Source organism: Acidovorax sp. 100 (genome assembly GCF_003688355.1).
GTDB lineage: Bacteria > Pseudomonadota > Gammaproteobacteria > Burkholderiales > Burkholderiaceae_C > Acidovorax > Acidovorax delafieldii.
Genome location: NZ_REFD01000001.1, coordinates 3,442,732 through 3,469,600 on the forward strand (window position 1 = coordinate 3,442,732; position 26,869 = coordinate 3,469,600).

At 63.8% G+C, this 26,869-nt stretch carries 27 protein-coding genes; 11 read left to right on the forward strand and 16 right to left on the reverse strand.

Features of this window, described 5'->3' with window-relative positions:
• Positions 1-66 precede the first annotated feature (66 nt).
• The 4 genes from C8C96_RS15955 to C8C96_RS15970 are packed head-to-tail and all read left to right on the forward strand — an operon-like array spanning position 67 to position 3,742.
• Positions 67-546 carry a MarR family winged helix-turn-helix transcriptional regulator gene (locus C8C96_RS15955; RefSeq protein WP_056062766.1) on the forward strand — a complete coding sequence of 160 codons (480 nt, stop codon included), beginning with the start codon at positions 67-69 and terminating at the stop codon, positions 544-546.
• Complete coding sequence (locus C8C96_RS15960) at positions 536-1,798, forward strand: MFS transporter (protein WP_121942930.1); 1,263 nt, start codon at positions 536-538, stop codon at positions 1,796-1,798. The genes C8C96_RS15955 and C8C96_RS15960 overlap by 11 nt, the downstream gene beginning before the upstream one ends.
• Before the next feature lie 32 nt (positions 1,799-1,830).
• Positions 1,831-2,334 carry a MaoC family dehydratase gene (locus tag C8C96_RS15965; protein ID WP_121942931.1) on the forward strand — a complete coding sequence of 168 codons (504 nt, stop codon included), beginning with the start codon at positions 1,831-1,833 and terminating at the stop codon, positions 2,332-2,334.
• Positions 2,335-2,365: 31 nt separating this feature from the next.
• Entirely contained in the window at positions 2,366-3,742 is a 1,377-nt protein-coding gene (locus C8C96_RS15970) for an MATE family efflux transporter (RefSeq protein WP_199737548.1), read from the forward strand.
• A 75-nt stretch (positions 3,743-3,817) separates the two neighbouring features.
• Here the strand turns inward: C8C96_RS15970 and C8C96_RS15975 are convergent, their stop codons facing one another.
• From C8C96_RS15975 to C8C96_RS16005, 7 genes are all read right to left on the reverse strand, one after another.
• Entirely contained in the window at positions 3,818-4,615 is a 798-nt protein-coding gene (locus C8C96_RS15975) for an SDR family NAD(P)-dependent oxidoreductase (protein ID WP_121942932.1), read from the reverse strand.
• Between the two features lie 380 nt (positions 4,616-4,995).
• Positions 4,996-5,886 carry a hypothetical protein gene (locus C8C96_RS24675; RefSeq protein WP_147455686.1) on the reverse strand — a complete coding sequence of 297 codons (891 nt, stop codon included), beginning with the start codon at positions 5,884-5,886 and terminating at the stop codon, positions 4,996-4,998.
• Between the two features lie 230 nt (positions 5,887-6,116).
• Positions 6,117-7,856, reverse strand: coding sequence for a SulP family inorganic anion transporter (locus C8C96_RS15985; protein ID WP_121942934.1), 1,740 nt, complete (start codon positions 7,854-7,856; stop codon positions 6,117-6,119).
• Positions 7,857-7,872: 16 nt separating this feature from the next.
• Complete coding sequence (locus C8C96_RS15990) at positions 7,873-8,229, reverse strand: TIGR01244 family sulfur transferase (RefSeq protein ID WP_116749846.1); 357 nt, start codon at positions 8,227-8,229, stop codon at positions 7,873-7,875.
• A gap of 1 nt (position 8,230) precedes the next feature.
• A complete protein-coding gene (locus C8C96_RS15995; RefSeq protein WP_116749845.1) occupies positions 8,231-8,680 on the reverse strand; it encodes a YeeE/YedE family protein in 450 nt (149 codons plus the stop codon).
• Between the two features lie 28 nt (positions 8,681-8,708).
• A complete protein-coding gene (locus tag C8C96_RS16000) occupies positions 8,709-9,140 on the reverse strand; it encodes a YeeE/YedE family protein (RefSeq protein ID WP_056744892.1) in 432 nt (143 codons plus the stop codon).
• Positions 9,134-9,469, reverse strand: coding sequence for a helix-turn-helix transcriptional regulator (locus C8C96_RS16005; RefSeq protein ID WP_121944050.1), 336 nt, complete (start codon positions 9,467-9,469; stop codon positions 9,134-9,136). The genes C8C96_RS16000 and C8C96_RS16005 overlap by 7 nt, the downstream gene beginning before the upstream one ends.
• A 100-nt stretch (positions 9,470-9,569) precedes the next feature.
• Between C8C96_RS16005 and C8C96_RS16010 the strand changes: the two genes are divergently transcribed.
• The 7 genes from C8C96_RS16010 (at position 9,570) to C8C96_RS16040 (ending at position 16,571) form a co-directional block, all read left to right on the forward strand.
• Entirely contained in the window at positions 9,570-10,430 is an 861-nt protein-coding gene (locus C8C96_RS16010; RefSeq protein ID WP_056744894.1) for an MBL fold metallo-hydrolase, read from the forward strand.
• A 47-nt stretch (positions 10,431-10,477) separates the two neighbouring features.
• Positions 10,478-10,858, forward strand: coding sequence for a rhodanese-like domain-containing protein (locus C8C96_RS16015; protein ID WP_056744896.1), 381 nt, complete (start codon positions 10,478-10,480; stop codon positions 10,856-10,858).
• Between the two features lie 86 nt (positions 10,859-10,944).
• Complete coding sequence (locus tag C8C96_RS16020) at positions 10,945-11,136, forward strand: DUF2892 domain-containing protein (RefSeq protein ID WP_121942935.1); 192 nt, start codon at positions 10,945-10,947, stop codon at positions 11,134-11,136.
• Between the two features lie 75 nt (positions 11,137-11,211).
• Positions 11,212-11,598: a carboxymuconolactone decarboxylase family protein gene (locus C8C96_RS16025; protein WP_121942936.1), complete on the forward strand. Its 387-nt coding sequence runs from the start codon at positions 11,212-11,214 to the stop codon at positions 11,596-11,598.
• 139 nt (positions 11,599-11,737) lie between these two features.
• Positions 11,738-12,274: a molybdopterin-dependent oxidoreductase gene (locus C8C96_RS16030; protein WP_121942937.1), complete on the forward strand. Its 537-nt coding sequence runs from the start codon at positions 11,738-11,740 to the stop codon at positions 12,272-12,274.
• A 27-nt stretch (positions 12,275-12,301) separates the two neighbouring features.
• On the forward strand, positions 12,302-15,388 hold the full coding sequence (locus C8C96_RS16035; protein WP_121942938.1) for a response regulator: 3,087 nt from the start codon (positions 12,302-12,304) through the stop codon (positions 15,386-15,388).
• Complete coding sequence (locus tag C8C96_RS16040) at positions 15,381-16,571, forward strand: two-component system response regulator (RefSeq protein ID WP_121942939.1); 1,191 nt, start codon at positions 15,381-15,383, stop codon at positions 16,569-16,571. Before C8C96_RS16035 ends, C8C96_RS16040 begins: the two co-directional genes overlap by 8 nt.
• A 101-nt stretch (positions 16,572-16,672) precedes the next feature.
• On the opposite strand, the gene bioB is transcribed toward C8C96_RS16040, so the two are convergent.
• From bioB to scpA, 9 genes are all read right to left on the reverse strand, one after another.
• The gene (gene bioB / locus C8C96_RS16045; RefSeq protein WP_108497495.1) at positions 16,673-17,716 is read right to left on the reverse strand and encodes a biotin synthase BioB; all 1,044 of its coding nucleotides are present in this window, start codon (positions 17,714-17,716) and stop codon (positions 16,673-16,675) included.
• Between the two features lie 354 nt (positions 17,717-18,070).
• A complete protein-coding gene (locus tag C8C96_RS16050; RefSeq protein ID WP_121942940.1) occupies positions 18,071-18,460 on the reverse strand; it encodes a phosphopantetheine adenylyltransferase in 390 nt (129 codons plus the stop codon).
• Positions 18,461-18,550: 90 nt separating this feature from the next.
• The gene (locus C8C96_RS16055; RefSeq protein ID WP_121942941.1) at positions 18,551-18,919 is read right to left on the reverse strand and encodes a hypothetical protein; all 369 of its coding nucleotides are present in this window, start codon (positions 18,917-18,919) and stop codon (positions 18,551-18,553) included.
• A 33-nt stretch (positions 18,920-18,952) separates the two neighbouring features.
• Positions 18,953-19,423 (reverse strand): VOC family protein, encoded by a 471-nt coding sequence (locus C8C96_RS16060; RefSeq protein ID WP_056744910.1) that lies wholly within the window; start codon positions 19,421-19,423, stop codon positions 18,953-18,955.
• A gap of 110 nt (positions 19,424-19,533) precedes the next feature.
• Positions 19,534-21,582, reverse strand: a complete 2,049-nt coding sequence (locus C8C96_RS16065; protein ID WP_121942942.1) for an acetyl/propionyl/methylcrotonyl-CoA carboxylase subunit alpha — start codon at positions 21,580-21,582, stop codon at positions 19,534-19,536.
• A gap of 9 nt (positions 21,583-21,591) precedes the next feature.
• On the reverse strand, positions 21,592-22,002 hold the full coding sequence (imm45, locus tag C8C96_RS16070) for an Imm45 family immunity protein (protein ID WP_116749834.1): 411 nt from the start codon (positions 22,000-22,002) through the stop codon (positions 21,592-21,594).
• Positions 22,003-22,017: 15 nt separating this feature from the next.
• A complete protein-coding gene (locus C8C96_RS16075) occupies positions 22,018-23,550 on the reverse strand; it encodes an acyl-CoA carboxylase subunit beta (RefSeq protein ID WP_056062687.1) in 1,533 nt (510 codons plus the stop codon).
• Positions 23,551-23,585: 35 nt separating this feature from the next.
• Positions 23,586-24,614, reverse strand: coding sequence for a methylmalonyl Co-A mutase-associated GTPase MeaB (meaB, locus tag C8C96_RS16080; protein ID WP_056062683.1), 1,029 nt, complete (start codon positions 24,612-24,614; stop codon positions 23,586-23,588).
• Positions 24,611-26,779, reverse strand: a complete 2,169-nt coding sequence (gene scpA, locus C8C96_RS16085) for a methylmalonyl-CoA mutase (RefSeq protein ID WP_121942943.1) — start codon at positions 26,777-26,779, stop codon at positions 24,611-24,613. Before scpA ends, meaB begins: the two co-directional genes overlap by 4 nt.
• Positions 26,780-26,869 lie beyond the last annotated feature (90 nt).

Genomic DNA, 26,869 nt, shown 5'->3' on the forward strand with positions numbered 1-26,869 from the left:
CCTGGTTGGTGGCGTGGTTGAAATGCATGAGTTGCATATGCAATTATTGCAGATACAATCAAATCCATGCAAGCCAACCCATCCACCCTGGCCCCTGTGCTGCCGCAGGGCTGCACCAACTTCAAGCTGCGCCAGCTGATGCGCCGCGTGGCCAACCACTACGACGCCGAAATGGCGAAATGTGGACTCAAGACCACGCAGTACTCGCTGCTGTCGCATGTGCTCAAGCTGGGCCCGATTCGCCCCGGTGATCTGGCCACGGAGATGAAGATGGATGCGTCCACGCTGACCCGCAATCTGCGCCCGTTGGTGGATGCGGGCTGGGTGACGCTGAAGGCGGGTACGGACGCACGCAGCCGCCTGGTGCACATCACCGACGCAGGCCGCGACAAGCGCGCGGAAGCGCAACGCCACTGGAAGGCAGCACAACTGGCGCTGAACGAGGCACTGGGCGTGGAACGCGTGATGGCCTTGCACGCGTTGGTGGACGACTCGCTCGATTTGCTGGCTGCACTGCCAGTGCAGGAGACTGCGCATGACGAATAACCACACCCCGCAGGCGACGGCCACCAAGCCCGCCGCACCGCTGGCCCTGTGGCTGGTGCTGCTGGCGGCCGCAGGCGCCTTTGCACTGACCATGGGCACGCGCCAGACCATGGGCCTGTTCCTGTCCGCACTCAACACATCCACGGGCCTGGGCATCGGCAGCATCAGCCTGGCGTTTGCGTTTGGCCAACTGTGGTGGGGGCTGACCCAGCCGTTTGCCGGGGCTGTGGCCGACCGCATCGGCACGGGTCGTGTGATCCTGATCGGTGTGGCGCTGGTGGCGCTGGGCACCTTCATCACGCCGTATATGACCACCACGGCCGGGTTGATTTTTGCGATTGGCGTGTTGGCCGCAGGCGGCGCAGGCATGGCTGGGCCGTCTGTGCTGATGGCGGCCACTGCCCGGCTGGTGCCTGTTCAAAAGCGCGGGCTGGCCAGCGGCATCGTCAACGCGGGCGGCTCGTTCGGGCAGTTTTTGATGGCGCCCATCGCCATCAGCCTGACCGCCGCCGTGGGCTGGGCCAGTGCGATGCAGTGGCTGGGCGTGCTGGTGCTGCTGGCGCTGCCGGCGGTGTGGGTGCTCAAGGGCAACTCCAACGCCCTGGCGGCACAGGCTGCAGCGGTATCCGGCCAGAAGGCATTGACCGCGCGCGAGGCCATTGCCCAGGCCCTGGCCACACCGAGCTACCGGTATCTGGCGGCAGGCTTTCTGGTGTGTGGCTTTCACGTGGCGTTCCTGGCCACGCACTTGCCCGGCGTGATTGCAGCGTGCGGGTTGGCGCCCGAAGTAGGGGGCTGGTCGCTGGCGGTGATCGGGCTGTTCAACATTGTGGGCAGCCTGGCCATGGGCTGGGCGGTAGGGCGCTGGCGCATGAAGTCGCTGCTGTCGCTGCTATACGCCACGCGAGGTCTGGCGGTACTGATTTTCCTGTTTGCTCCCAAGACGCCGGCCGTGGTGCTGGTCTTCGCCGCCGTCATGGGCATCACCTTCCTGTCCACCGTACCACCCACGGCCGGACTGGTCGCCAAGATGTTTGGCACGGCCAACATGGCGATGCTGTTCGGCATCGTGATGCTGTCGCACCAGGTTGGCGGATTCCTGGGTGCCTACCTGGGCGGCAGCGTGTTCCAGGCCACCGGCAGCTATGACTGGGTCTGGTACATCGACATCGTGCTGGCCGTAGGCGCAGCGCTGGTCAACCTGCCGATCCGGGAAGCGCGCGTGGCGCGCCCCGCCGCCACGGCGGCCTGACCAACCACCTTCTCTCCACGAAAGCCATCGACATGACGCAGACCCCCGCCAGCAACGTTTCGACAGCCCCCACGTCCCCGATTTACCTGGACGACCTGTCTGTCGGCGACCAGTTCCAAAGCGGCGAACACGCCATGGACGAAGCGCAGATCACCACCTTTGCCGCCCAGTTCGACCCGCAGCCCTTTCACCTGGACGACGCTGCTGCGCGCGCGACGCTGTTTGGCGGTCTGGCCGCCAGCGGCTGGCACACGGCGGCCGTGACCATGCGTCTGCAAGTGACCAGTGGGCTGCCGATTGCGGGCGGCATCATCGGTGCGGGGGGCGAACTGAGCTGGCCCCGGCCCACACGCGCCACCGATGTGCTGCATGTGGTGAGCGAGGTGGTGCAGATCCAGCCCTCCAAGTCCAAGCCCGACCGGGGCATGGTCACGGTGCGCAGCGAAACCCGCAACCAGCACGGCGATGTGCTGCAGCTGTCTACTGTGCGCATCGTGGTGCCGCGCCGGCCTGCAGCCGGTGGGGCAGGGGCCTGATGTGACCGAGGCCCTGAACCCGCGCACCCACATGCTGCTGGAGGCGCCCATTGCGCCCACCTTGCTGCGGCTGGCCGCGCCCAACGTGCTGGTGATGCTGGCGCAGGCGGGCGTCGGGCTGATCGAGACCTACTTTGTCGGCCAGCTGGGCACAGATGCACTGGCCGGCATGGCGCTGGTGTTTCCGGTCGTCATGCTGATGCAGATGACCTCGGCGGGCGCCATGGGCGGCGGCATTGCTTCGGCCATTGCACGCGCCCTGGGCGCAAGGCGGCGGGACGATGCCGACGCGCTGGTGCTGCATGCGCTGGCCATTGCGGCGGTGTTTTCGCTGGTCTTTACCGTGGGCGTGGTGGGAGGAGGGCGCTGGCTCTACACCCGCATGGGCGGCACGGGCGACGCACTGAATGCGGCACTGGTCTATTCCAACTGGGTGTTTGCGGGCGCGTTTCTGGTCTGGTTGTTCAACACGCTGTCGGCCGTCATCCGGGGTACGGGCAACATGGCCGTGCCAGCCTACGTCACGGTGCTGGGCGCGTTTGTACTGGTGCCGCTGTCGCCACTGTTCATCTTTGGCTGGGGCCCCATGCCGGGCCTGGGCATTGCCGGTGGCGCCATTGCGCTGATGACGTATTACCTGATCGGCAGCGCCGTGCTGGCCGCATACCTGTGGTCGCCGCGCAGCCTGCTGCGGCCGTCGCTGGCGCACATCCGGTTTCGTTGGGTGCTGTTCAAAGACATCCTGCGGGTGGGTCTGGTGGGCACGGTGTCTACCGTCGCCACCAATCTGGCGATTGGCGTCACGACCGCATTGGTGGGTGGTTTTGGCACAGCGGCCATCGCGGGCTACGGAACCGCATCGCGGCTGGAATACCTGCTGGTTCCGCTGGTGTTTGGCCTGGGCGCGCCGCTGGTGGCCATGGTCGGCACATGCATCGGCGCTGGCCAGCGCGAGCGCGCCTTGCGCGCCACCTGGATTGGCGCGGCCATGGCGTTTGTGATGGCCGAGGCGATTGGCCTGTGGGCGGCAGCCTTTCCCAACGCGTGGCTGTCCCTGTTCAACAGCGACCCCGCCATGCTGGAAGCAGGTGCGCTGTATCTGCGCACCGTCGGCCCCGTGTACGGCTTCTTCGGCCTGGGCCTGGTGCTGTACTTTGCCTCGCAAGGGGCAGGGCGCCTGCTCTGGCCGGTGATCGGCAACATCGTGCGCCTGGCGGTGGCCGTCACCGGCGGCTGGCTGGCGCTGCGCTGGGGCGGTGGACTTGCCGCCGTGTTTGCAGCGCAGGGGGCGGCGCTGGTGCTTTACGGCTTGGTCAACGCCTGGGCGATTGCTGGCGGCGCCTGGTTCGGTCCGGTGGGCTGGCCGCGCAGTACCACCCGGCTGCTGCAGCGCATGCCCCAGGTCTGAAAGTGATGAAAACAGCTGCTAGCGCTAGTGAATCATGCGCTGGCAGCTATCAAAAAAGGAGTGGCCCGAAGTGCGTCAGACCGGCACGGTGTAGTTGAGCGTCATGCGCCCACCGTCCACGGTCACGATCTCGCCGGTCACATAGCTGGCCGCATCGCTGGCCAGCCAGGCCACCACATCGGCAATCTCGGACGGCTCGCCCAGCCGCTTCATGGGCGTGCGGCTCATGATCTTGTTCTTGGCCTCATCGCTGGTCAGCACGGCCTTGGCGGCCAGCTCGGTGGCGATGGTGCCCGGCGCCACCGCGTTCACGCGGATGTTCTTGTCGGCCAATGCCAGCGCCATCACCCGCGTGAGCTGGTTCACGCCGCCTTTGCTCACGTTGTAGCTGGAGATATTGGGAATGGTCAGCACACCGTTGACCGAGCTCATGTTCACGATCGAACCGCCTCCCGATACCACCATGGCCCGCGCCACCGCTTGGCCGACCAGGAACGAACCCTTGAGGTTGACCCGCAGCACCGCGTCAAAGTCGGCCTCGGTCACATCCAGAAAGTCTGCCGCGCGAAAGATGCCCGCGTTGTTCACCAAAACGTCGATGCGCGCATGGGCCGCCAGGGTCCGGGCCACCAGTGCATCCACTTGCGATTTATCGCCCACATCGCAGCGCACATATAGCGCGCCCAGCTCCTGCGCCAGCGCCTGGCCACGCGCATCGTCCACGTCGACGATCACCGGCTTGGCGCCTTCGGCCGCAAAGCGGCGGACACAGGCCTCGCCAATGCCTTGGGCGCCACCCGTGACGATGCAGACGCGGCCCCGGTGGCCGAAGTGGATGGACGATGTAGAAGGTGCTTGGGTGGGAAGGTTCATGGGCGGTGATGGTAGCGGCTTGAGCAGGATGCAGGGCCGACGGCGCATTGGCGCTTCGTTGGGATGACATCGTTAATACTAAATACGATGTATATTATGTAAAATAAGAAATTTACGTTTCCACGTCCATGTCGATACGCTGGCCAGTGGTGTCGGCCAGTATCTCGATGGTGCGTCCGGCATCGTTGCAGCGGTACAACTTACCACCACACCGTAAAAACAAGCAATGACCGGCGACAGGCAAACCTTCCCAGCCGGAATCTGGAACTCCGTGATGTATGCCAGCCATTTGTGGTTGGGAGCTGCGACCCGGCTGGATTCAGCTCGCCCAAGTGTTTATCGCCGCCCCGCCCTGTACGGAGTCAATCGGCGCCAATAGATCAAGACCGAAGCTTTTTGCCTCGCGATTTGACAATCTCCCGCACCTCCGGAGGCAGCTCAGGGCTGGTCGGCAGCGGAGGAAAAACTCGAAATTTCCCCAGATTCCCCAGCTTTGGTTGGATGGCATATACCCAAACTTGCCGTATGCGGTCGCCTTTGCGGGCCTGGCTAGCCCAGCTGCCCGTGAATGTGCTGACAGTCCCCTTTGTCTTGTCGTAGGCCATGAGATAGGAATGTTGCGCACCGCTTTGCATGTGGGTAACCAACTGAATAGAAAAATCGGTGTCTGGCCAGAACCAACCTGGCTGGTCGTGGATGGGACATCCGCACATCATCGTGATCTCGGCCGTGCAGTTGAGCTGCGAGGTTTGCCATTGGGCGCTAACGTTGCTGATACAGAGCCCGGGGATTTCGATAACCATTCCCTCGGGAGTTTCGGGCCCCATGCCAATGTCCACCCCCGGCAGTAGGTTGATGTCTGTCTGCACCAAGCGTGCTTGTTCAGGATGTTTCAACGGCCCAAACACCAGCAAGCGCAACTGGGAGGGAGATTGAACGGGGACCTGGAGCTGTACCTCTACGCTGTGCTCATCACTGGGGAAAGGCTGGCTTCGGCTGACAGGGCTCATCAGTTGTTCTGGCCCAGCACTTTGAGGCGTGGGGGCTTGTGCGAAGCCGTAGGCCAGGATTTTGGAGGTGCGGGGATCTTGCAGTGCGATCAGTGCGCTGAGATTGTTGGCATCTGCCGCGTCATGTCCAAGATACTTCCCGCCGCGTGCGGCGGGGCGTACACGAATACGGGATGTCTTGGCACTCCCGTCGATCGTGACCGCAGCGGGGATGTTTGCAGCCGACGAAGCAGCATCAGCAGCAACCGCGGCGTGGGACATGGTCGATATTCCGCTGATGGCGGCGCTGGTGCCCAATGTGGACAAAAAACTTCGCCTCTTCATACTCGTTCCTCCTGGGGCACTGTTAAACAAGTGCAATGCGGTGTGATTGCATGCGCCGCCTTCAAACGAAAAGACGTTTGCGACGTATTTCAGAATAGATGCAAAGTTGCGTCCGGGGCTCAAAAAAATCCCGGGGAAAACCCGTGGGGCAACAGGCTACGCATTGGCTAGATAGCCGCCGCCGGATCGCCATACCGACCAACCATGCTGCCGGTCCGCCTTGCGTATTCAAAGGCAGCATGAGTACTCAGAAAGATTCGTCCCTCCAGCCGCTGGCTGAGTGCCGTGCCCCGCAAACGGTCGAGTACAGGACCTTTCACCTCGGCTAGCAGCAGCGCCGCCCCTCGCTGAGCCAGACTTCGCTCCAGGTCTGTAAGTACGCCCAACGCAGTCGTGTCGATCTGGTTGATGGCTGAGCACACAAGAAGCACACATCGAGTGTCTGGTTGGTTGGCTACCAATTCCTCCACGCGGTCCAGCAAGGCATCCGAGTTGGCGAAATTCAGGCTTTCATCCACCCGCACGGCAATCAGGCCGGGCTCTGTGTTCACCGTATGACGGGTCACGTTGCGGAAATGCTCCGTGCCTGGCACGCGCCCCACAACCGCAATGTGCGGATGGCTGCTGCGCCACACCAAAGTGCCCAGCGACAACGCCACCCCCATCAGGATGCCGACTTCCACGCCCAAAGCGATCACGCCCCCTGCGGTGGCCAGCAGGGCCATGGCATCCGCCTTGTCGTAGTGCCAGGCTTCGCGCAGTGTCTCTACGTCAATCAAGGACACCACCGCCACGATGATGGTGGCCGCCAGCACGGCATGGGGCAGATAGTGAAACAGCCCGGTCAGCGCGGCAATCACCACACCCATCAGCACGGCAGAAATGACACCTGCCAGGGGCGTGTTGGCTCCGGCGCCAAAATTGACGACCGAGCGCGCGAAACCGCCCGTGACGGGGAAACCGCCCGACAGCGCACTGGCGACATTGGCCGCTCCCAAGCCCAGCAGCTCCCGGTTGGGCTGAATGCGCTGCTGCCGCTTGAGCGCCAGCGATTGCGCTACCGACACACTTTCCACAAAGCCCACCAGCGAGATCAGCAGCGCAGGCAGCCACAGCGAGCCCACAGACGCCATAGAAACTGCCGGCAGCCCAAGCTGTGGCAGGCCCTGGGGCACCGTGCCGACAATGCTGACCCCTGCCGTCTGGTCCCAGCGCATGGCGGCCACCAAGGCGGTGGACACCATCACCGCCAGCATCGGCGCCAGTTTGGATGCGATGTCTGCCAACCGAGGGCTGGCGCCCAGGCGGACCAGCCAAGGGGACAAGGACTTGCGCGCCAGCACTAGAAACAACACGCTGCCCGCACCAATGCCCAGCGTGACCAGGTTGGTTGCGGGCGCCGCGTGCGCGAGCTGCACCACGGTGTCAAATACGTCGGTACCGCCGGCCCTTACCCCCAGCAGGTGCTTGACCTGCCCCACAGCAATGAGCACTGCCGAGCCGGAGATAAACCCGCTGATGACCGGATGGCTCAGAAAATGGGCCAGGAAGCCCAGCCGCAATGCGCCAAATAGCAGCAACATGCTTCCTGACAGGAGTGACAGCAGCATGGCCAGCGCCACGTAGTCGGGCGAGCCAGCCGCCGCCAGCGGCTGCAGGGCGCTCGCCGTCATGAGGGAGGCCACCGCCACGGGCCCCACAGCCAGCGTCATGCTGGAGCCCAGCATGGCGTAGGCAATGATGGGCAGGATGCTGGCGTACAAGCCGACCTCGGGGGGCAAGCCCGCCAGCAGCGCGTAGGCCAGGCTCTGCGGGACCAGCATGACCGTCACGATCACACCGGCAACCATGTCCCCGGAGAGCCAGGACTTCTGGTAGTTGCGGACCCAGCCGGGTATGAGGTTCATGATGGCTCCCGGTTGATCAGGACGCCTCGGCATCCAGGGTCTGCGTCAGTCCAAACAACTGGGCAGACCTGGCACCCGAACGGCAAAACGCCAACGTGGGCTTGGGGGCCGAGATCAAGACCTTATGCATGGCCTGCACCTGTTCCGGGGTGATGGCACCACTCACAACAGGCAAATACACATAGTGCAGCCCAGCCACCGTGGCGGCGCGCTCCATTTCAGGGCTGGTGGGTTGTGCGCCACCGCCCTCCCCGTCGGGCCGGTTGTTGATGATGGTCTTGAAGCCCTGCTGGGCCAAAAAGGCAAAGTCCGTGGTGGCCAGCTGGGGCGACACTGCGAAGTCGGGGGTCAGGGCAATGATCTGCAGCGGCATGTCAGCGGGCTCCAGTCTGGGTAGGTGGGGCGCGGTGGGACATGCGTTCGGCCAGTTCAAACAGCCACATGCCCGCCAGCATCGCCATCACAAACACGATGGCTTTGGGCTGGCCCGCGCCCGCCGAAACGATGGCGGGCCCCGGGCAAAAGCCTGCAATGCCCCAGCCCGCACCAAAGATGAGGCTCCCGACCACCAGGCGGCGATCGATGTCGCGCGACGTGGGCAGATGCATGGCGCCTCCCAGGAAACTGGTGGTGCGTTTCTTGGCCGCAGCGAACGCAAAGACGCCCACCGCAATCGCGCCGCCCATCACAAACGCCAGCGACGGGTCCCACAAGCCAGCCAGGTCCAGGAAGCCCAGCACTTTGCCGGGATCGGTCATGCCCGAGACGATCAGGCCCAGTCCGAAGATCAGACCCACCACAAACTCTGTAATGCGATTTTTCATAGCGATCAATGCTCCGATGTAGGCCGGGTCAGCCCAGCGCGTGCCGGATGAGAAAGACGGTGACAAACCCGGCCCCCATGAAGGCCAGGGTGGCCACCAGGGACCGGGGCGACATGCGCGAGAGTCCGCACACCCCGTGGCCGCTGGTGCAGCCCGATCCGTAGCGGGTACCGACACCCACCAGCAGGCCAGCGATCACCACCATGCCCCAGCTCGCATCAATGCGCGGCTGCGTGGGGCCGACTACCAGCCAATAGAGACTGGGGGCTACCAGCATGCCCAGCACAAAAGCCAAGCGCCAGCCAATGTCCCCAGCGCGGGGGCGCAACAGCCCGCCCACAATGCCGCTGATGCCCAGAACGCGTCCGTTGAGGAGCACAAAAAGCGCCGAGGCAAGGCCCAGCAAAACGCCGCCAGCGAGCGCAGCCCAGGGAGTGAAATGGGTCCAGTCGATCAGCATGGCTTGCTCTCCTGGGCGGGGCCACAAAATTGTTCAAACAGCACGTTCATCACCGCCAAGGCCTGGGGGCTGGCGATCTCGTAATAGATGTTTTTGCCGTCACGGCGCGTGTTGACGAGGCCCTCCTCGCGCAATACGCCCAGCTGCTGCGACAAGGTGGGCTGGGAGATGCCCACCAACTCTTCCAGTTCACCCACACGCTTTTCACCCTGCGTCAGCTGGCATAGCAGCAGCAGGCGGTCGGGGTTGGACAACACCTTCATCAAGCGACAAGCGCTGTCGGCGGACCTGCGCAAGGTTTCCAGGTCCATTTGTGCTCCTGCGTGCATGGTCGCGCGCTCCTTTTCAAATTCGATGTTCATATTCTATTGACTAACAATCTATACGTCAATAAACTATCAACATCGAAATTAAATACGGAGCCCTTCGATGAAACCCCAGATAGAAGCCTTCTTTGATGACTCCACCTGGACGGTGAGCTATGTGGTGTTCGATCGGTCTGGCGGCCACTGCGCAGTGGTGGATTCGGTGCTGGACTACGACCCGAAGTCGGGCCGCACCCGTACGCGGTCTGCCGACAAGATCGTGGAGTTTGTGCAAAGTCAGGGGCTGACGGTGCAATGGATTCTGGAAACCCATGCCCACGCAGACCACCTGTCGGCCGCGCACTACCTTCGCGACAAGTTGGGCGGAAAAATCGCCATTGGTGCGTCCATCACCCAGGTGCAGGACGTATTCAAGAAGGTGTTTCATCTGGAGCCCGGGTTCCACCCCGATGGCAGCCAGTTCGACCAGCTGCTGCACGACAACGAGGTCTTCCACATCGGCCAGCTGGAGGCCCAGGCGCTGGCAGTGCCCGGCCATACGCCCGCCTGCATGGCCTACCAGGTGGGCGACGCCGTGTTTGTGGGAGACACCCTCTTCATGCCCGACGTGGGCACAGCGCGCTGCGACTTTCCCGGGGGCAATGCCCACACGCTGTACCAGTCGGTGCGCAAATTGCTCAGCTTGCCGGATGAAACCCGCCTGTTCATGTGCCACGACTACCCACCCGCAGGGCGTGCCGTGGCCTGGCAAACCACCGTCGCCGACCAGCGTGCCAAGAACATCCATGTGCATGACGGGGTGACCGAAGACGCCTTTGTGGCGCTGCGCACCCAGCGCGACGCGACGCTGGAGATGCCCGTGCTCATCCTGCCCTCGGTGCAGGTCAACATCCGCGCAGGGGAAATGCCGCCAGCGGAAGCCAATGGCGTGACCTATCTCAAGATTCCTGTCAACGCGCTGTGACACAACTGCCACATCCGTACCGCCACACCCACTGCAGGAACGCACACATGAAAACAGCCCACGACCTCGTCACCGCTGCCAAGGCCCTGGTGCAAGAGGTACCGCTGAACCAGGCCGACGAAGCCATACGCACCGCCGACGTGCTGATCGATGTGCGGGAGGCCGACGAGTACCAGGCTGGACATATACCCGGCGCGATTCACGCCTCTCGCGGAGTGCTGGAGTTCCGGCTCAGCAGCACGCCCGAACTCAGCGCACGCGACCTCAAGGTGGTGCTGTACTGCAAGACCAGTGGCCGTGCCGCGCTGGCTGCGCGCGCCATGCAGGACATGGGCTACCTGCAGGTGCAGTCCATCGCCGGTGGCTTTGACGCGTGGGTGGCTGCGGGCAAGCCCGTCGCGGCGCCCGCATCCCCCTCATTCGATTGACCGGGCGGTGAGCGCATTTCGCGTTCACCGCGCTTGTGCAAGCAGGGCCTATTCCCGGGCCGCAACCTTTGAGCAAGGAACTCATCATGAACATCAACGTAGGAACCGCAGACCGTGTGCTGCGCGTCTTGGCAGGCCTAGTCCTGATTGCGCTAGCTGCCACTGGCACGGTGGGCTGGTGGGGTTGGCTGGGCGTGGTGCCACTGGCCACCGGACTGTTTCGCTTCTGCCCGGCTTACGCGCTGCTCGGAATCAATACCTGCCCCGTGAAGAAATAAACCGCCGGCAGGTGGCCACACACAGAGATTCAGAGAGAGCCCGGCCCCTCCCCGGCCCCAGCAAGGAACCATTCAATGAGTACGTTTGACCACATCGACCTGATTCAGGGCATCAACGAAAACCTGGCCACCTTTCGCAAGGCGCAGCCCGACGCCATGCGGGGCTTTGCGCAGCTCGCCCAGGCATCCATGGCGGAAGGTGCGTTGACCAGCAAGCACAAGGAGCTGATTGCCCTGGCCATCGGCGTCACGCAGCGCTGCTCCGGGTGCATCGGTTTTCATGTCAAGGCGCTGCAAAAGCTCGGCGCCACCCGCGCAGAACTGGAAGAAATGTTGACCGTGTGCGTTTACATGGGGGGAGGTCCGGCACTCATGTATACAGCCGAGGCCCTCAAGGCCTGGGACACCACGGCCGTCGCCGCCAACGCCGCAGCCGCAGCCGCAGCCGCAGCCGCAGCCTGAAGCAGGGGCCCTGCCACCTGTCCGCCCCCGTCGCACGCTCGACACCCCGGCATGCCGTCCGTCAGACTGGCGGCGATAAATCGGTTTACATTTTGGGCATCTATCCGCGAGACTGTTACCAAAACAGGAGGGGGTGTCCATGCAATCTCATCGTCGCCATGGGTTGAAATTGGCGTTGTCCAAAGCATGGGCGGCATGGGTCGTCGGTGCGGCATTGCTGGCAACGACCAATGTGCAAGCGCTGGAGCCACCCACAGGCCCCGTCGTCCTGACCATCGACGGCGCCATCACCCAGACCAACCGGGGTCAGCAGGCGCAGTTCGACATGAAGATGCTGGAGAAGCTGCCGCAGCACAGCTTCTCCACCCAAACACCCTGGTACCCCAGCGCTGTCACGTTCACTGGCCCCCTGCTGCGCGATGTGCTGGCGGCGGTGGGCGCCAAGGGCACCAAGATCACTGCCGTGGCCCTGAATGACTACAAGACCGAGATCCCAGCAGACGACGCCACGCGGCATGACGTGATCGTGGCGCGCCTGATGAACAACCGGCCCATGCCCATCCGCGAAAAAGGTCCGCTGTTCATCGTGTACCCGTTTGATACCAAGGCCGAGCTGCGCAGCGAGCTGTACTACAACCGGGCGGCCTGGCAGCTCAACGCACTGCACATCCGGTAGCCGCCCTCCCCGCTTCCCGCCCTATCTATGCTGCGCAGCCAACACATCCTGCGGCTCATCATTGCCGGGCTGGTGTTGGCCTATGTCGCTATTGCGGCGGTGCAGTACAGCCAGTACCGCAGTGTGGAGGCCGTCATGCGGCGCGGCGATGTGAATGCGCTGTGGTCGTTCTTGCAGCTCAATGTGGAATATGAAAAGCTGGACCATGCGCTGCACCAGTTCGAGCTGGACCCCACCAGCATCACCATGGACCGGCTGGAGCTGCGGTATGACCTGTTCCTGAGCCGATTCAGCGCCTTGGAAAGCGGCACCTCGCGCACGCTGATGCAGGACGAGCCCGTCTACAGCAATGCGCTGGCCGCCCTGCAACGGTTTGTGGCAGCGGGCGACAGCTACTTTGGCGCCAGTGTGGATGCCCTCTCCAGCCAGACCAACATGCGGCGCCTGCGCACCGAGCTGGACGGCCTGCGTGAGACGGTGCAAGAGCTGTCGCTCAGCGCTTCGCGCGTGTCGGCCTTGCTGGGTGACTCGCGCAACGCAGAGGTCAAGCGCCAGACCTTGCTGACCACCGGGCTCACTGCATTCCAGGCCCTGCTCACGTTTTTGCTCGCCTTTGCCATGGCGCGGCAGTTCCTTCAGCGCGAAAAGGCCACGGCCCAGGCCATGGCGGCGCAGAACGAGCTGGTCGATGCCCTCAAGCGCAACGAGGAGGTGCTGGAAGCGCGCGTGGCCGAGCGCACCGTGGAGCTGCAAAAAGTCAACGCAGCCCTGCGCGAACATGAGGACGAGCTGGAGATTGCCCGCGCCCGTGCGGAGGACGCCTCGCAGATGAAGTCGGACTTCCTGGCCAACATGAGCCATGAGATCCGCACCCCCATGAACGCGGTGATCGGCATGAGCCACCTGGCCCTGGGCACCGACCTCACACCGCGCCAGCGCGACTATGTCGAAAAGATCCAGCGCTCCGGCCAGCATCTGCTCGGCCTGATCAACGACATCCTGGACTTCAGCAAGATCGAAGCGGGCAAGCTCGAAGTGGAGGTGGTGGACTTTGACCTGCGCGGCGTGCTGGACAACGTGGCCAACCTGGTCAGCGACAAATGCGCGCACAAGGGTCTGGAGCTGCTGTTCGATGTGGACCCGGCCCTGCCCGACGACCTGCGCGGCGACCCGTTGCGCCTGGGGCAGATCCTGGTGAACTACGCCAACAACGCCGTCAAGTTCACCGACAAGGGCGAAATCATCGTGCGCGTCACCGAAACGTCGCGCGACGACACCGGAGTCCTGCTGCGCTTTGAGGTGCAGGACACCGGCATCGGCCTGACCTCTGAGCAGCAGTCGCGGCTGTTTCGCTCGTTCGAACAGGCCGACACCTCCACCACGCGCAAATACGGTGGCACCGGGCTGGGGCTGGCCATCTCCAAGAAGCTGGCTGGCTTGATGGGCGGCGAAGTGGGGGTACAAAGCCAGCCTGGGGTGGGAAGCACCTTCTGGTTTACCGCCCGTCTGGGGCTGGGCAACCCCAGCCATGCCCCCCTGCTGCCCACCCCCGATCTGCGCGGGCGGCATGTCTTGGTAGTGGACGACAGCGAGCAGGCCCGGCATATCCTGGGCGAGATGCTGGCCCGCATGAGCTTTGCCGTCACCACGGCCTCTTCCGGCGAGGAGGCGGTGGCCCAGGCCCGCGCCGCCGAACAGGCTGGTCGCCCCTGCGAGATCGCATTCGTGGACTGGAAGATGCCCGGCATGGACGGGTTTGACACCCACCGCGCACTTGCCCGCCTGCAGCATCCGCCACTCACGGTCATCGTGACCGCAGCAGGCCGCGACGATGTGCAAAGCGAACTGGAACGCGCCGGGCTGCAACTGATGCTGTCCAAACCCGTCAGCCCCTCGCAACTTTTTGATGCCGCCATGCAGGCGCTGGGCGGGCAGGTCCGGTCGTCCGACGGGCGTGGCACACAAATACACCGGCGCGCTGCGCACCTTTCCGCCATTGCTGGCGCACGGGTGCTGCTGGTGGATGACAACGACCTGAACCAGCAGGTGGGCGCCGAGCTGCTGAGCGGCGCTGGCCTGGTGGTGGACGTGGCCCAGAACGGACAGGTGGCGCTGGACATGCTCGCCCAAGCCCCTTACGACCTGGTACTGATGGACATGCAAATGCCCGTGATGGACGGCCTGGCAGCCACCAGGCACCTGCGCCAGAACCCGTCCTGGGCCCAGCTGCCCGTGCTGGCCATGACGGCCAACGCCATGAGCCGCGACCGTGACCTGTGCCTGGAAGCGGGCATGAACGGCCACCTGGCCAAACCCATCGACCCGGACGAACTGTTTGCTGCCCTGCTGCAATGGATTGCACCCCGAGCCACCGGTGCGGACGAGGCTGACCGCGAAGGCGGAGACCCTCAGGGGCAGCCAGCTAGCGCCCCTTCCAAATCCGACACAGCGCCCCACTCCACAGCCGCGCTTCCCGCCGATGACGCACTGCGCCGCATCCCAGGGCTCGACGTGACCGCCGGCCTGCGGCGTGTGCTGGACAAACGGCCTGCCTACGAAGGCCTGCTGCGCAAGTTTGTGGCGGGGCAAGCGCAGGCGGTCCAAGCCACCCGTACTGCCCTGGCTGCCGGGCTACACGACGAGGCCCAGCGCGCCATGCACACGCTCAAAGGCACGGCCGGCACCATTGGCGCCACCGCGCTGGCAGCCCTGGCACAGCGTGCGGAAGAAGCCATCGCCCAGAAGGCCTCGCCCGAGCTGACAGAGCCACTGCTGGAGCCCGTGGAAGCGGCTTGCCAGGCGCTGGTCACTGCGCTGCTGCAGGCCCTGCCCGCAGAGGAGGTTGCGGGTACGGACGCTGCGCCTGGCCCGCAGATCGACGCCTCCGCTGCGCGTGCGCTGGTGGCGCAGCTTGACGCACTGCTGTCCGACGACGATTCCGACGCCATCGAAATCTTCAGGCAATCCACGCCCACCCTGCAGGCCCTGCTGGGGCCGGCGTATGGCCAGATGAAGCGGTCGCTGGACAGCTACGACTTTGTGGAGGCACTGGCCATACTGCGCCAGGCCCCCGAGGCGCACAATGACAACAAGGAGGACCCGGTCCATGAATAGCCCATTCGCACCCAGCGGCAAATGCACGGTGCTGGTCGTAGACGACACGCCCGACAACCTCTCGCTGATGAGCGACCTCCTGCGCACCGACTACAAGGTCAAGCTTGCGCCCAGTGGCGAGCGCGCCCTGCAGATCGTGGCGGGCGACAGCAAGCCCGACCTGATCCTGCTGGACATCATGATGCCGGACATGGATGGCTACGAGGTGCTGCGCCGCCTGCAGTTCAACCCCGACACCGAAGACATCCCTGTCATCTTCCTCACCGCCATGAGCGCGGCCGATGACGAAAGCATTGGCCTGGAGCTGGGTGCGGTGGACTACATCACCAAACCCATCAACCCGGCCATCGTGATGGCCCGGGTGCGCAACCACCTGCAGCTCAAGCGCGCGCGCGACTTCCTGGCCCAGCACAACCACTTTCTGGAGCAGGAGGTCGCCAACCGCACCCGGGCGATGGCCGAGCTGCAGGACGCCACGATCCGCGCCATGGCCTCGCTGGCCGAAACGCGCGACAACGAAACGGGCAACCACATCCGGCGCACGCAGCACTACATGGAAGCGCTGGCCCGCCACCTGCAGAACCACCCGCGCTTCAAGGACGAGCTGACCGACGCCGCCATCGAGACCATCTTCAAGTCCGCCCCGTTGCACGACATCGGCAAGGTGGGCATTCCCGACCGCATCCTGCTCAAGCCCGGCAAGCTCACGCCGGAAGAGTTCGAGATCATGAAGACGCACACCACCCTGGGGCGCGACGCCATCATCGCGGCAGAGACAGGGACCACACAGGACAACCCGTTTTTCCGGTATGCCAAGGAGATCGCCTACAGCCACCAGGAGAAATGGGACGGCTCGGGCTACCCCGAAGGCCTGGTGGGCAACACCATTCCACTGTCAGCGCGGCTGATGGCCGTGGCTGACGTGTACGACGCACTGATTTCCGAACGCGTCTACAAGCCCGCGTACTCCCACGAGCAGGCGGTAGAGATCATTGGCGACGGCCGGGGGAGCCACTTCGACCCCGACATGGTCGACGCCTTCCTGACCCTGTCCGAGGAGTTCCGGCGCATTGCCCAGCAGTTTGCCGATGCCGAGCCTGCACGGCTGGCCCAGGTGGACCGCCTGGCCGCCGATCTGCCCATGGAGCGCATCGAACTGACCTCGCGCGAAGAGCCGCTCTGAATGGCACTGCCCCGCGCCTTACCGTAGCGCAGCACTGAGGCACGGCATTCGGTGGCGCCGCAGCGGGCTCCTGCAGAAGCACGCCGCCGCGTCGGGGGGTATCAAGCGCTGTGGCTGTGCCCGTCGAGGGTGGTGGTCGTTGTGCGGTGGCCGTTCAGCCCCAGCTTGGCCAGCAGTTGCACATCGGCCTCCACATCGGGGTTGCCCGTCACCAGCAGCTTGTCGCCATAAAAGATGGAATTGGCCCCGGCCATGAAGCACAGCGCCTGCACGGCGTCACCCAGTTGCTGGCGCCCCGCCGACAGGCGCACGCGCGCCTTGGGCATGGTGATGCGGGCCACGGCAATCACGCGCACAAAGTCAAACGGGTCGATGGGCTCGCTGTCGGCCAAAGGCGTTCCAGGCACGCGCACCAGGCTGTTGATGGGCACCGACTCAGGGTACGGCTGCAGATTGGCCAGCTGCGCAATCAGGCCTGCGCGGTGCACGGGCGCTTCGCCCATGCCCACGATGCCGCCGCAGCACACGCTGATGCCTGCGCTGCGCACATGCTGCAGCGTGTCCAGCCGGTCCTGGTAGGCGCGGGTGCTGACCACATCGGTGTAGTACTCGGGGGCCGTGTCCAGGTTGTGGTTGTAGTAGTCCAGCCCGGCGTCTTTCAGCGCCTGCGCCTGGTGCGATTCAAGCATTCCCAGCGTGGCGCAGGTCTGCAGGCCCAGGCCCTTCACCGCGCCAATCAGGGCGCTGACTTTTTCAATGTCGCGGTCTTTGGGCGCACGCCAGGCGGCACCCATGCAAAAGCGCGTGGCGCCCGCGTCCTTGGCGGCCTGGGCGGCGCGTACCACCTCATCCACCTCCATGAGCTTGTCGGCCTTTACCCCGGTGTCGAACTCGGCCGCCTGCGGGCAATAGCCGCAGTTTTCTGGGCAGCCGCCGGTCTTGACCGACAGCAGCGTGGCCAGCTCGATGTCGCCCGCAGGCCAATGCTGGCGGTGCACGGTTTGTGCCTCGAACAGCAAGTCCATCAGGGGCTTGTCGAGCAGCGCCTGGATGGCCTCCACCGACCATTCTCCCTGCACAACCGGCGCAGAGACGGGGCGATGGACCTGGATGGGCTGCGGGGCGGAGAGGGTTGCGTTGGCCATGGGTGGGGTCCTTTCAAGAGCCTGCTGCTGCAAGCACAAGGCATTGCGTCGGTGATCACACAAGGCGCCACTCCAGAGTCTTCCGGAGCACCGCCCTGCATCGCTATCACCATGATTTTGAAGGAGATTTCGGCACAACTGCTCTCAACATGGTCACAAAAGGTGCCACTATTTTCCGGTGCTCAACGGCCGGCATCTCGCTGTGCGAGAACGGCAAAAAAGCCGGCTGTTGACCACTTTAGAGAGCATGTTGAAACCACCACCAAAACCGCCTGCGCAACGCGCTGACAACCGGCGGCTTTGGCTTCTATCTTGCAGCCCTTGCCACCTCGCAGGCTCCGACGTTCATAAAAGTTAGCCGCTCGTTGCACCCCGGCCAGACCAAGTCAAGGCCCCAGCGCCCGCCATCAGGCACACCAGGGCCAAGCCATCCGCCACCACCACGTGCTGCAAATGCGCATTGAAGCCACCGGTGAGCCATGCAAGCAGCAGGAAAGAAAGGGTGCTGACCGCGCCAACAAGCAAGCCCAACCACTGGTAGCCGGGCTTGAACGCCGCCATCAGGCAGAGCCCACCCACGATGCCGAACAGCACGGCACGGTGCCGCAGCAGGATGAGCGTGTTCGGATCGGAAGGGGCCACGCCGTAGAGTCTGGCCAAGTGCTCTGAGCCGAGCACGCCGATCAAGGGAATCAGGTGGATGGCACCCGCGAGCAGCAAGGCCAGAGAAGCGATTTTTTGCATGGGCAGGTGACACCAAAGACAAGGTGCCGCCGTTGTAGCCCCGGCCGGGCCCGGTGACCATGACGCGCCAGGTCATGGACGCCGCGCTGTTCAGCGCCCCAGCATCTGCTCCAGCGCCTCGCGGATGGCGCGGGGCTTGTTGTCCGCGTCGTCGATGGCAGAGCAGCTCGGACTGTGCTCCACCTCAGCGCCGCGAATGCCGACGCGACCGAACAGGCGCTCGCAGTCACATCGCAGGGAGGCCAGGGTCTTGCGGGACCGCTGGTGTTTCACTTCCGCCACCCAGCAGCGGTCCGCGCAGCCGCAGGCCCGGTACTGCAGGGTTTCTCCCGCCCGGCCCCAGTCAAGCGGATAGGCACCCGTGCCACCTGCTGCCCCACCGCCCTGCCCTGCCAGTGCGAGGACCAGCAGGGCGCTCACCTTGGCGCCAGCCAGCAACGTACGCGGGAGCGAAACCATGGGGACAACAGCGGGCTGTGGTGGTGTTGGGTTTCAGCCCAGTGCGGCAATCACATCCGCCGGTGCCTGCACCAGTTCGATCAACACGCCTTCGCCCGCAATTGGAAACTCGTCATTGCTCTTGGGGTGCAAAAACGTGATGTCGTAGCCCGCCGCCCCCTTGCGGATGCCGCCGGGCGCAAAGCGCACGCCTTTGGCCGTGAGCCATTCCACCGCCTTGGGCAAGTCATCGATCCACAGGCCGATGTGGTTGAGCGGCGTGGTGTGCACGGCGGGCTTCTTGTCGATGTCCAGCGGCTGCATGATGTCCACCTCCACCTTGAAGGCGCCTTTGCCCATGGCCAGGATGTCTTCATCGACGTTTTCGCGCTCGCTCTGGAAAGTGCCGGTCTGTTCGAGGCCCAGCATGTCCACCCACAGCGTCTTCATCCGCTGCTTGTCGGTGCCGCCAATGGCCACCTGCTGGATGCCCAGGACCTTGAAGGGGCGTGGGGTTGTGCTCATGATTACTCCTGATTTGATAGCTACCAGCGCATATTCTTCTAGCACTAGAGGCCAAAAAGACTAAAAAAGGGGCGCAAGGCCCCTCTGGATGGGTTGTGGGGCCCTTGAGATCACTGGAATTCCAGGATCACCTGGTCCACCGCCAGCGACTCACCCTTGCCCGCCGTGATCTTGCCCACCACGCCATCTTGCGCGGCAAAGAGGATGTTCTCCATCTTCATAGCCTCGATCACCGCCAGCTTTTCACCAGCCTGCACCTTCTGGCCGGGCTGCACCGCCACATCGACCAGAAGGCCGGGCATGGGCGAGAGCAGGAACTTGGACAGATCTGGCGGCGCCTTGAAGGGCATCAGCTTGTGCAGCTTGGCACCCAGCGGCGACAGCACCAGCGCATCGATCTGCGTGCCGTTGTGCGCAAGGCGCAGCGCCAGCGGGTTCTTGCCCACGCCGCGTTCCACCTGGGCCGTGAAGCCCTGGCCGTTGCATGCGCCCTGCACGCGGATCTGGCCCAGCGTGGCGGTGCTACTGATCTGATAGCTATTGCCACCCACGCTGATTGCGCTGGAGCCCGATTTGTCTTCAAAGTCGGATACCGTCACCTCGTGGTGCTGGTTCTGCCCTTCGGCGCCCAGCGTGACCACCACAAACTGCTCGCCCACCTTCACTTCGTGGCCTGCCAGCTGGCCGCTGATGCCGGAGGCGCGTGCACGGTAGCGGCGGTTCATGAACGCGGCCAGCGCCACCAGGAACAGCGGGTCGCTGTGTGGCACGTCTTCGGCGTGGAAGCCCTTGCCGTAGTTCTCGGCGATGAAGCCGGTGTTGAAGTCGCCCGTCACGAACTTGGGGTGCGCCAGCAACGCGGCCTGGAACGGGATGTTGCTGCTGATACCGCGAATCACAAAGCCGTTCAGCGCCGCGCGCATCTTGGCAATCGCATCGTTGCGGTCCGTGCCGTGCACGATGAGCTTGGCGATCATCGAGTCGTAGTACATGGGGATCTCGCCGCCCTCATACACGCCCGTGTCCACCCGCACGCCCAATTTTTTGGTCGTATCGGACTGGAACATCGACTCCTCCGGCGGCTGAAAGCGCACCAGGCGGCCGGTAGACGGCAGGAAGTTGCGGAACGGGTCTTCGGCGTTGATGCGGCACTCAATGGCCCAGCCGTCGCGCTTCACATCGGCTTGGCTCAAAGGCAGCTTCTCGCCTGCGGCCACGCGGATCATCAGCTCCACCAGGTCCAGGCCGGTGATGCATTCCGTCACCGGGTGCTCCACCTGCAGGCGGGTGTTCATCTCCAGGAAGTAGAAGTCCTGGTCCTTGCCGACCACGAACTCCACCGTGCCCGCGCTCTGGTACTTCACGGCCTTGGCCAGTTGCACCGCTTGCTCGCCCATGGCCTTGCGGGTGGCGTCGCTGATGAAGGGCGATGGCGCCTCTTCGATCACCTTCTGGTGGCGGCGCTGGATGGAGCACTCGCGCTCGTTCAGATAGATCACGTTGCCATGAGAATCGCCCAGCACCTGGATCTCGATGTGGCGCGGCTCCTGCACAAACTTCTCGATGAAGATGCGGTCGTCGCCAAAGCTGTTGCGGGCTTCGTTCTGGCAGCTGGCAAAGCCTTCAAACGCTTCCTTGTCGTTGAACGCCACGCGCAGGCCCTTGCCGCCGCCCCCGGCCGAGGCCTTGATCATCACGGGGTAGCCAATGCCTTTGGCGATCTCCACCGCCTGCTCGGGGCCCGAGATGGCGTCGTTGTAGCCAGGAATCGTGTTGACCTTGGCTTCGTTGGCCAGCTTCTTGGACGCGATCTTGTCGCCCATGGCCGCGATCGAATGCGCCTTGGGGCCGATGAAGGCGATGCCCTCGTCCTCGCAGCGCTTGGCAAAGGCTTCGTTTTCAGAGAGGAAACCGTAGCCGGGGTGCACCGCCTGCGCACCGGTCTGCTTGCAGGCCGCAATGATCTTGTCGGCCAGCAGGTACGACTCGCGGCTGGGCGCGGCACCAATGTGCACGGCCTCGTCGGCCAGCTTGACGTGGCGGGCTTCCTTGTCGGCGTCGGAGTAGACGGCGACGGTGGCGATGCCCATTTTCTTGGCCGTTGCAATCACTCGGCAGGCGATTTCGCCACGGTTGGCGATGAGAATTTTTGTAAACATTGCTTTGCCCTACTCAACTTGGAGGTCCCGCGAAGCGGCGGCTTCGCGGTGGTTGATACACATATTGCTTGGGTATTGAGGAATCACCAGAACTTGCTCCACCGAGCATTCTGGATAGATCCATCGTCCCCAATTCGCCCTGAGCCATTCAACAGACAAAGAGCTTGCGTCAGGCTGAAACTTCGCTTCCAGAGGAAGTTCGATCAGCGTAAGCCCAGCTTTTTGCCCCGTACAGACAATCAAACTCAAACCGCAATCGGAGACCCGTGACTCCAGACACATCAAATCAACGACTGGCTCGTATGGCCACTGAGCAGCCGTAATTCGAAGCACAGTTCCGCGCCAAAGCCCTGGCACCACCAACTGCGACAGCGGCTGCCAATCGGCACGAATTTGAGGCTGAAGATCAGCGGTGTCCATGCTCAAGCTCTCAGATCACAGCGGAATGTTGCCGTGCTTGCGCCATGGGTTTTCCAGCTTCTTATCGCGCAGCATCACCAGCGAGCGGCAGATGCGCTTGCGTGTCTCGTGCGGCAGGATCACGTCGTCGATAAAGCCGCGTGCACCGGCCACAAACGGGTTGGCAAAACGCTGCTTGTATTCGGCCTCGCGCGCAGCCAGCTTCACGGGGTCGTTCTTGTCCTCGCGGAAGATGATTTCCACCGCGCCCTTGGCGCCCATCACGGCGATTTCTGCGTTGGGCCAGGCCAGGTTCACGTCGCCGCGCAGGTGCTTGGAGCTCATCACGTCGTACGCACCGCCGTAGGCCTTGCGGGTGATGACGGTGATCTTGGGCACGGTGCACTCGGCATACGCGTACAGCAGCTTGGCGCCGTGCTTGATGATGCCGCCGTACTCCTGGCTGGTGCCGGGCATGAAGCCGGGCACGTCCACAAACGTGACCACGGGGATGTTGAACGCATCGCAAAAGCGCACAAAACGCGCGGCCTTGATGGAACTCTTGATGTCCAGGCAGCCCGCCAACACCAGCGGCTGGTTGGCCACGATGCCCACGGTCTGGCCTTCCATGCGGGCAAAGCCGATCAGGATGTTCTTGGCGTACTCGGGCTGTAGCTCGAAGAAGTCCCCATCGTCCACGGTCTTGAGGATCAGTTCCTTCATGTCGTAGGGCTTGTTGGGGTTCTCGGGCACCAGGGTGTCCAGGCTCAGGTCCATGCGGTCGGCCGGGTCGTTGCTGGGGCGCACCGGGGCTTTTTCGCGGTTGTTGAGCGGCAGGTAGTTGTACAGGCGGCGCAGCATCATCAGCGCCTCCACGTCGTTCTCAAACGCCATGTCGGCCACACCGCTCTTGGTGGTGTGGGTCACGGCGCCGCCCAGTTCCTCGGCGGTGACTTCTTCGTGCGTCACGGTCTTCACCACTTCAGGGCCGGTCACGAACATGTAGCTCGAATCCTTGACCATGAAGATGAAGTCCGTCATGGCGGGCGAGTACACGGCGCCACCGGCGCTCGGGCCCATGATCATGCTGATCTGCGGAATCACGCCACTGGCCAGCACGTTCTTCTGGAACACGTCGGCATAGCCACCGAGGGACGCCACGCCTTCCTGGATGCGCGCGCCGCCCGAGTCATTGAGGCCGATGACCGGTGCGCCCACCTTCATGGCCTGGTCCATCACCTTGCAGATCTTTTCGGCGTGGGTTTCGCTGAGTGCCCCGCCGAACACCGTGAAATCCTGGCTGAACACGAACACCAGGCGGCCATTGATCATGCCGTAGCCCGTCACCACACCGTCGCCGGGGATCTTGTTGTCCTCCATGCCAAAGTCGGTGCAGCGGTGCTCGACAAACATGTCCCATTCCTCGAACGTGCCGTCGTCCAGCAGCAGCTCGATGCGCTCGCGCGCCGTGAGCTTGCCCTTGGCGTGCTGCGCATCGATGCGCTTTTGCCCGCCGCCCAGGCGTGCCAGCGCACGCTTTTTCTCCAGTTGATCCAGGATGTCTTGCATGGTCGTCCTTTGGTGAATGGGTTGGTGTCTACTATTTATTTGATAGCTGCCAGCGCATGATTGGATTGCGCTAGCAGCAGATTTCGTGCTGCAGTGGATGCTGCGATGCGTCCGGCGGCCACGTCGGCCTGCATCTGGGGCAACAGCTCGCGCACCTGCGGGTGCTGGCGAAACGCGAGCTTGAGGCCCGCGTCGATGCGCTCCCACATCCAGGACAGCGCCTGTTTCTCGCGCCGCGTGGCCAGGCGGCCGTTGGCGGATTGCAGCTGGCGGAATTGCGTGACAGCGGCCCAGAAGCTGTCTACGCCCTGCCCCAGCAGCGCGCTGATTTGCACTACCTTCGGGTGCCACAGCGTTTCGTCGTGGTGCGCGTTCTCGGGGTTGCCGTGTTGGCTGAGCAGACGCAGGCTCGATGTGATCTGCGCCTCGGCGCGCGTGGCAGCGTTCTTGTCGATGTCGGCCTTGTTGATGACCACCAGATCGGCAATCTCCATCACACCCTTCTTGATCGCCTGCAGGTCGTCGCCCGCGTTGGGCAGCTGCATCAGCACAAACATGTCCGTCATGCCCGCCACGGCAATCTCGCTCTGGCCCACGCCCACGGTCTCGACGATGACCACGTCGTAACCCGCCGCCTCGCAGACCAGCATGGCCTCGCGGGTCTTCTCGGCCACGCCGCCCAGCGTGCCGCTGGAGGGGCTGGGGCGGATGTAGGCCTTTTCGTGCACCGACAAATGTTCCATGCGCGTCTTGTCGCCCAGGATGGAACCACCCGAGACGGTGCTGGAGGGGTCGATGGTGAGCACGGCCACGCGGTGGCCCTGGCCGATCAGGTACAGGCCCAAGGCTTCGATGAAGGTGGATTTGCCCACGCCGGGCACGCCGCTGATGCCCAGGCGGAAGGCCTTGCCGGTGTGCGGGAGCAGCTGGGTCAGCAGCTCGTCGGCCTGGGCGCGATGGTCCACCCGCGTTGATTCGAGCAGCGTGATGGCTTTGGACATGGCGCGGCGTTGCACCGCCGCCGTGCCCTGCACCACCCCGTCAAGAAGCGCCGCAGGTGTCACGCCACCGCCTTGCGAATCTGCTCCAGCACATCCTTGGCGCTGGCGGGAATGGGTGTGCCGGGGCCGTACACGCCCTTGACGCCCGACTCATACAAGAAATCGTAGTCCTGCGCCGGAATCACCCCGCCCACGAACACGATGATGTCGTCCGCACCCTGGTCCTTGAGCGACTGAATGATGGCGGGCACCAGTGTCTTGTGGCCTGCAGCCAGCGTGCTCACGCCCACGGCGTGCACGTCGTTTTCGATGGCCTGGCGGGCACATTCCTCGGGGGTCTGGAACAGCGGGCCCATGTCCACGTCAAAGCCCAGGTCCGCAAAGGCGGTGGCCACCACCTTGGCGCCCCGGTCATGACCGTCCTGGCCCAGTTTGGCGATCATCACGCGGGGACGGCGGCCTTGTTCTTCGGCAAAGGCGTTGATTTCGGTCTTGAGTCTGTCCCAGCCTTCGGCCGAGTCATAGGCAGCTGCGTACACACCGGTCACCTTTTGTGTATCGGCGCGGTGGCGCCCAAAAACCTTCTCCAACGCATCGCTGATCTCGCCCACGGTGGCACGCAGACGCACAGCCTGGATGGACAAATCGAGCAGGTTGCCCTCGCCACTCTCCGCAGCGGCGGTCAGCGCATCCAGCGCTGCCTGCACCTTGGCGGCATCGCGCGTTGCACGGATCTTTTGCAGGCGAGCGATCTGGCCGTCGCGCACCTTCATGTTGTCGATCTGCAGGATGTCGACCGGGTCTTCCTTCGCCAGCTTGTACTTGTTGACACCCACGATCACGTCCTTGCCACTGTCGATGCGCGCCTGCTTCTCGGCGGCAGCAGCTTCGATCTTGAGCTTGGCCCAGCCGCTGTCCACGGCCTGGGTCATACCCCCCATGGCCTCGACCTCTTCGATGATCTTCCAGGCCGCGTCGGCCATGTCCTGGGTCAGCTTTTCCATCATGTAGCTGCCGGCCCAGGGGTCGATCACGTTGGTGATGTGGGTCTCTTCCTGGATGATGAGCTGCGTGTTGCGCGCAATGCGGGCGCTGAACTCGGTGGGCAGCGCAATGGCTTCGTCAAAGCTGTTGGTGTGCAGGCTCTGCGTGCCGCCAAACACGGCCGCCATGGCCTCGATGGTAGTGCGCACCACGTTGTTGTAGGGGTCCTGCTCGGTGAGGCTCCAGCCCGAGGTCTGGCAGTGCGTGCGCAGCATGAGGCTCTTGGGGTTCTTGGCGCCCGTGGCCTTCATGATGCGGCACCACAGCAGGCGCGCGGCGCGCATCTTGGCGACTTCGAGGTAGAAGTTCATGCCAATCGCCCAGAAGAACGACAGGCGCCCGGCGAACTCGTCCACATCCATGCCCTTGGCGATGGCGGTCTTCACATATTCCTTGCCGTCGGCCAGGGTGAAGGCAAGCTCCAGTGCCTGGTTGGCCCCGGCTTCCTGCATGTGGTAGCCGCTGATCGAGATCGAGTTGAACTTCGGCATGTTCTTGGCCGTGTACTCGATGATGTCGCCAATGATCTTCATCGACGGCTTGGGCGGGTAGATGTAGGTGTTGCGCACCATGAACTCTTTCAGAATGTCGTTCTGAATGGTTCCGGAGAGCTTGTCTTGCGAGACGCCCTGCTCTTCTGCCGCCACCACATAGCCCGCCAGCACGGGCAACACCGCGCCGTTCATGGTCATCGATACGCTGACCTTGTCCAGCGGGATCTGGTCGAACAGGATCTTCATGTCCTCGACCGAGTCGATCGCCACCCCGGCCTTGCCCACATCGCCCGTCACGCGGGGGTGGTCGCTGTCGTAACCCCGGTGGGTGGCCAGGTCGAACGCCACACTCACGCCCTGCCCGCCCGCAGCCAGGGCCTTGCGGTAGAAGGCGTTGGATTCTTCGGCGGTCGAAAAACCTGCGTACTGGCGGATCGTCCAGGGCCGCACGGCATACATGGTGGCCTGGGGGCCGCGCAGGTAGGGTTCAAAACCCGGCAGCGTGTTGGCGTACGGCAGGCTGGCCGTGTCTTCGGCGGTGTACAGCGGCTTGACGGTGATGCCATCGGGCGTGACCCAGTTGAGGGCGCTGACATCGCCCCCCGGCGCCGACTTGGCTGCGGCCTTGGCCCAGGCTTCCAGCGAAGACGCGGCGAACTCTGGGGCGTTGTTGGTGGGGTTGTCACTCATGGCAAAAGCTACTCCGAAGATGGCGTTGGGGCGTCCAACACAGCGCACAGGCGGTGACCGCACAGGTGCAGTGGTGTGGCGGCGAGTTTA